This window comes from SAR324 cluster bacterium, assembly GCA_029245725.1.
Lineage (GTDB): Bacteria > SAR324 > SAR324 > SAR324 > NAC60-12 > JCVI-SCAAA005.
Genome location: JAQWOT010000248.1, coordinates 1 through 4,593, shown reverse-complemented (window position 1 = coordinate 4,593; position 4,593 = coordinate 1). Strand labels below are relative to the sequence as shown.

General features: G+C 45.9%; 8 protein-coding genes. 1 reads left to right on the top strand and 7 read right to left on the bottom strand.

Translation table 11 applies throughout. The features are described 5' to 3' along the window. Positions 1-481: hypothetical protein (locus P8O70_14005; protein ID MDG2197972.1), on the top strand; the 481-nt coding region annotated here is incomplete at its 5' end. 227 nt (positions 482-708) lie between these two features. Here the strand turns inward: P8O70_14005 and P8O70_14000 are convergent. The 7 genes from P8O70_14000 to P8O70_13970 all read right to left on the bottom strand — a co-directional run bounded on the left by P8O70_14000 (position 709) and on the right by P8O70_13970 (position 4,442). Then, positions 709-1,494 carry a hypothetical protein gene (locus P8O70_14000; protein ID MDG2197971.1) on the bottom strand — a complete coding sequence of 262 codons (786 nt, stop codon included), beginning with the start codon at positions 1,492-1,494 and terminating at the stop codon, positions 709-711. A 205-nt stretch (positions 1,495-1,699) separates the two neighbouring features. Beyond that, entirely contained in the window at positions 1,700-1,972 is a 273-nt protein-coding gene (locus P8O70_13995; GenBank protein MDG2197970.1) for a hypothetical protein, read from the bottom strand. 126 nt (positions 1,973-2,098) lie between these two features. After that, positions 2,099-2,662 carry a metallophosphoesterase gene (locus P8O70_13990; GenBank protein ID MDG2197969.1) on the bottom strand — a complete coding sequence of 188 codons (564 nt, stop codon included), beginning with the start codon at positions 2,660-2,662 and terminating at the stop codon, positions 2,099-2,101. 272 nt (positions 2,663-2,934) lie between these two features. Beyond that, the gene (locus tag P8O70_13985; GenBank protein MDG2197968.1) at positions 2,935-3,405 is read right to left on the bottom strand and encodes a DUF3015 family protein; all 471 of its coding nucleotides are present in this window, start codon (positions 3,403-3,405) and stop codon (positions 2,935-2,937) included. Beyond that, entirely contained in the window at positions 3,386-3,898 is a 513-nt protein-coding gene (locus P8O70_13980; GenBank protein ID MDG2197967.1) for a DUF3015 family protein, read from the bottom strand. Before P8O70_13980 ends, P8O70_13985 begins: the two co-directional genes overlap by 20 nt. A gap of 18 nt (positions 3,899-3,916) precedes the next feature. Further along, on the bottom strand, positions 3,917-4,207 hold the full coding sequence (locus P8O70_13975) for an HPF/RaiA family ribosome-associated protein (protein MDG2197966.1): 291 nt from the start codon (positions 4,205-4,207) through the stop codon (positions 3,917-3,919). A 97-nt stretch (positions 4,208-4,304) separates the two neighbouring features. Next, a complete protein-coding gene (locus P8O70_13970; GenBank protein MDG2197965.1) occupies positions 4,305-4,442 on the bottom strand; it encodes a hypothetical protein in 138 nt (45 codons plus the stop codon). Between the last annotated feature and the right edge of the window lie 151 nt (positions 4,443-4,593).

The following is a 4,593-nucleotide window of genomic DNA, read 5'->3' as shown; positions in this document are numbered from 1 at the left end:
GCAGCAGCAAAACTTCAGTAATTATTGTGAGAACTTTCTTAAGCAGATTGATCATTCTGTAGTGATGACTAAAAGAACTGCGGAGCAAAGCCAAAAGGCAGAAAGTACAGCACAGCAGTTGTCCCAAAACTTTTTGAATGGAAATCTTGATAGCATTCAGAAAAATATGCTAAAAGTCTGGATACGTCCTAAAGCTATAGTAGCTGTGGAGGAAGATAAGGAAGAAGAAGTCTTGACAGAAGCCAAAACTCCACTAACGGAAACGGCTATCCCAGAAATTGTGGATTTCCAGAAGTCGGTGGATCCCGTTCTAACAAACAAGGAATCCAAGTTACAGAGCAAGAAACTTACAGAAAAAGTTAGTGAGTTCGCACCGGCTCAATCGACTTCGGAAGAGAAGTCGCTGGAGACCAAAATCACGATTAACCAAAAAAGCGCACAAAGAACTGCCTCAAGCCGGAGTTCACGGCGCTCCAAATAGGCAAAGTATGTTGCCTGATTCACCAAAACTTAATGCTATTAAAAAAACGGAAAGGAATATGAGCATTTCTCGATCGAAAAACGCAATCACACAAGAAGAAATCGACGCTGCCTTAGCAAATTTTTTGGCAAAAGGAGGATCCATTACTCACCTTCAGGATCCCCGATCAGCGGCACTGTGGAACAACGAATTTGATGATCCGTTCATGTCTGATGACGACAGTTCTATCAATCCAGATCATTTGAGAATTGCACATTCAGAGTTTTGAATGAGCGTAGGCGCTGTAGCCAACTATGGCGTCTGTCTTCCTCCTTCTGCGCGTGATTAGATTTATTCCACTCCTCTCCCTGACTTCCAACTTCGCTGATCAACCACTCCTCAACCTCTAACTTCTGGCTTAATTCTGGTTCACAGTTCCACTGAGCTTGGATGCCTTTGCTGTTGCCGGAGCAGCGTGCGTGAAACTTCCAGCCAAGATATTTAAGGTTCGCTATCTCGTTCCGGTAGAGGCATCGAAGAAGATAGAATTCATCTGTTTGAAAATTGAAGACAGGTATCTCCAAAATAAATTCTGAGACATCAGGAATCCAAAGCCATCTTGGCCAAGACCAGACCCAATCCCCATGAAATCCTGACCTAATGGATTGGATTTCTGCGAGCTTTTGTGAATGCAGTAGTTTCCCTTTTGTGACTTGCTGTCCACCAAGAATCAGGATTTCTTTACAATCCGGAATAAAATCCCCCTGCAACAGCCGAATAATACTGAGGCTGTCCCGATAATCTTTTGGGCCTTTGGTCCATGGCCAGTTCACCGGGATACCGTTCTCTGGATCTTCAAGAAGAGCTTCCGCAACATGTTGTCGTGTAGGAGCTGCGATCAGAGCCTGATAGGTTTGTACCGGCCTCAGAATGACCCAAAAAAGTGAAAACCCATTAACTTGATGGGGAAATAAAATCCTTGGTGGGAATTGATTCAGCCAGGATTTCGCAAAATCTGGGAGGATATTTTTCATGGAATGATTTTCAAAAAACCACACTCAGCAGGGAGCTTCCTGGCAGTCCTCACGAATTGGAATAATCTTTCTGGCCACGAGATAGAGTCTAATTGCCCTATCTGATCCTGGTCAATCAGGGCACGAGAGACTCCCTAGTTACCTTGAAGATGGTAATTCAGCATCCATACATCTTGATTTGTGGCATCCATCAACAAATTACCGATCAGTGACCACTTTTTTGATCTATCAAAATGTTGATTTGAGGTCCATATAAGGAGGCTGACTGCAGGTGATTTCGATAGGGCCACCATCGATGTAAGTGGCTACGTTTCAAAACTTTTCCAGGATGTGGAAAGAGAAATGGATCAAATTGCCAACTTGGCATCAGGGCTCTTCTTGGTTCTGGAGGGGCCACTTTGATCAGCTCGTTGGTACAATTTGACCAGGCTTTTTTGGATGGTTCCTTTAGCCAGCGAATGGGCAATTCAGTTGTCATAAATTGGTCTGCCTGCTTTTGCCAAGGAAGCCATGGTAGCCAGTCCTCGGCAATTTCTTGAGGCGCCTCCACGTATTGATAGTGGCTTTGAGTAATACGCCAACGCTTCTGTCTTAATTCCAGAGATCAATGCACCTCAATCCAGCCATTTCCAAAAGCACCTGGAGCCACCAAGGGTGCTCGATACCGATTGAGATGAAATATCGGCCGTCTTGGAAATGTTTGGTGAGCATGCCCCGACACAACTAGATCAACTCCAGGTACATAATCAGCCACCCAGCCCGCAGCGTTGGTGTTGGGGAGGCCAGCATGTAGGTTTTCTTGCTCCCCGAACTTTTTATTTGAGCCACTGTGCAACAACGCAATAATGAGATCAACCTGCTGTTCTTCACGTAAGATTTGTGTGATCTCTTTGGCGTTTTCAAGGATGTCAAGAAATGCTAAATCATTTGCTAATTTTTCATGCCACATTGGAGCAGCGGGTGTCATCAAACCAAAGACCCCAATTCGAAAGCAGCCGTTTTCAATGATTTCGAAACTTGGAAATTTGGGCCAGGTGCCTCTTGTTGACACTACGTTTCCAGCGAGCATTGGGAAATCAGCTGTTTTCTGAGCCACCTTCAACTTGTCAGCACCCAACACCAAATCAGCATTTCCTAAGACTACGGTGTCCCACTGTAGTGCATGCAAGATTTCCAGCTGTGGAAATCTTGGAGGAGAATGCTCATGCGTTAGAAAGTGCCTAAAATCTGATCCTCCTAACAAGTCCCCTGCATCAAGCCGTAACGTTGTGACTTCTCCGGGCTTGGGAGCGAGAGCATCAGCAAGCTAAAGCCACCCTTGATTGCGATTAGCGTACTTTGAGGCAAGAATGCCCTTGGTATCTCCCGTGATCAAAATACGCAGTTGTCCCTTGGATGAGTAACCAACAGCAGGGAAAGATAGAACGAGAAGTAGGAAGATTAAGAGTCGAGACGACATGAGAACTGAGCATCGCTCAGGTGTTGATTGAATTGGGAACGAAAATCTCTACGCGCCTGTTCAGATGAGGCTGGACTGTCAAACAGCGTAGCAAAATGTTGGTTAGCTAGAATCGACCATTGTTTAGATTCTGTAGGGTTACATCCTGCGAGTTGTGCAAGGGATACCCAGTGCAGATCTTGACTGCGGTTCGCGGCTTCCTCGGTCAATTGATCCCAATTTGCCTGTAGAAACTGTTCTTCCTCGTAATGTTGGCCCAAGGTCCAATCTTCACAACCCATGGTCCCTGAGGAACTGGCAAAAGCAAAGGTAGATGAAGAGGAAATGTCTACGGAGAACGCATCAAGCTTTCCATCCGCAAATCCCATGGCCCCACCCTCGTGACAAGACCAGACAGTACTACTACTCAGAAGCCAAGCAGCAACAAAAAAACTAGCCCACTTTGCATTCATGGCGCAAACTCGGATGTGATTGAATCCATTGGCTCAGTACAGGCACCAATGCTTCTACTTGAACAGTACTGTGTAAGTGAAAATCAATCCTCTCCTGATGCAACCGCAGGAAATTGCCAAACTGCTGTTGGCCGACCTCAGAACAATAATACAAAGCTCCCAGCGCCTCCGAGTGTGGCCCATGGCCTGTTGCAATTTCTTCTTCGAGCATAGATTGGTTGGCGACTAAAAACTGCCAACGTGCGAAGCGTTCCTGCAGCGCAATGTCCCAATTCGGGCAATTGGATGTCCCAGAAGTCGTCGCAGAGGAGTAAATCGGAGAGAAGGTTAGGTCCACAGAGGAAAGCAAGGGATCTTCGCTTGTAGCACCCATCATGGTGCCCTCACAGCCAGCAAAACTTTCTGCTACTCCGAGAAAAAAAAGCGATGTGAGGAGCAATGAAGAGCGCATGGCTGACGCAAGATCGGGTGAAATGGAAAAAGCACCCAGCATCACTGGGTGCTGGTAGTACTACGAAGCCTTCAGTTTGTCTGATTTGCGGATGATTTGTGTACGCATGGAGTCCACTCCGCGCGCCAGAGCCTTGTAGAGATTTTTATCATCAGAATTGCTGGCGAGCATCTTTTGTTGGTAGCTGCAGTTGATACCTACATGATAGCTCTCGTCTTTCTGACGAGTCAGATGCACATGAAAAGGGTACTTATTGTCGGTAATCTTCAACAGGTCCTCAAAGAGTTCATGAGTATGCTCTTTGACTGCTTCAGAATGTTTCATGTTTTTGAAACTAACATGGATAGACATATTACCTCCTCAGGATCTGGCGTTGATACAATCCGTGTGTCCAACACGGGGTTCCCAAACAGGTTCAACTCATCCGTGCATCGATAGCAGTCTCCTTTCAGCTTTCGCTTTCCTCGTCTGCAGGAGCAACCATTTCAGGTACTTCTGAGCCTGAGGGAAGAAGAAAGAAGTATCCCGGTAAGAATACCAACAAAAATGCACCAATACCGATTGCAGCCAAAATGGCGATTCGCATGAGTGTCAACCGTTTGAGAGTTGAAAAATACAGCTTTGCTGCAGCAACCTGCGTTGCTTCTTCAATAGATATCAGACCTTCGATGAGTGGGTCAAGCCGGACTGGAAAGATAAAAAAACATTGAATTTGACCTTGCTAAGGTAGTGCAGAG

Bases quoted from the DNA above. Each gene is read 5' to 3' on its own strand.
- P8O70_14000 (MDG2197971.1), bottom strand. From the start codon at position 1,494: ATGAAAAATATCCTCCCAGATTTTGCGAAATCCTGGCTGAATCAATTC.
- P8O70_13995 (MDG2197970.1), bottom strand. From the start codon at position 1,972: ATGACAACTGAATTGCCCATTCGCTGGCTAAAGGAACCATCCAAAAAA.
- P8O70_13985 (MDG2197968.1), bottom strand. From the start codon at position 3,405: ATGAATGCAAAGTGGGCTAGTTTTTTTGTTGCTGCTTGGCTTCTGAGT.
- P8O70_13980 (MDG2197967.1), bottom strand. From the start codon at position 3,898: ATGCTGGGTGCTTTTTCCATTTCACCCGATCTTGCGTCAGCCATGCGC.
- P8O70_13975 (MDG2197966.1), bottom strand. From the start codon at position 4,207: ATGTCTATCCATGTTAGTTTCAAAAACATGAAACATTCTGAAGCAGTC.
- P8O70_13970 (MDG2197965.1), bottom strand. From the start codon at position 4,442: ATGCGAATCGCCATTTTGGCTGCAATCGGTATTGGTGCATTTTTGTTG.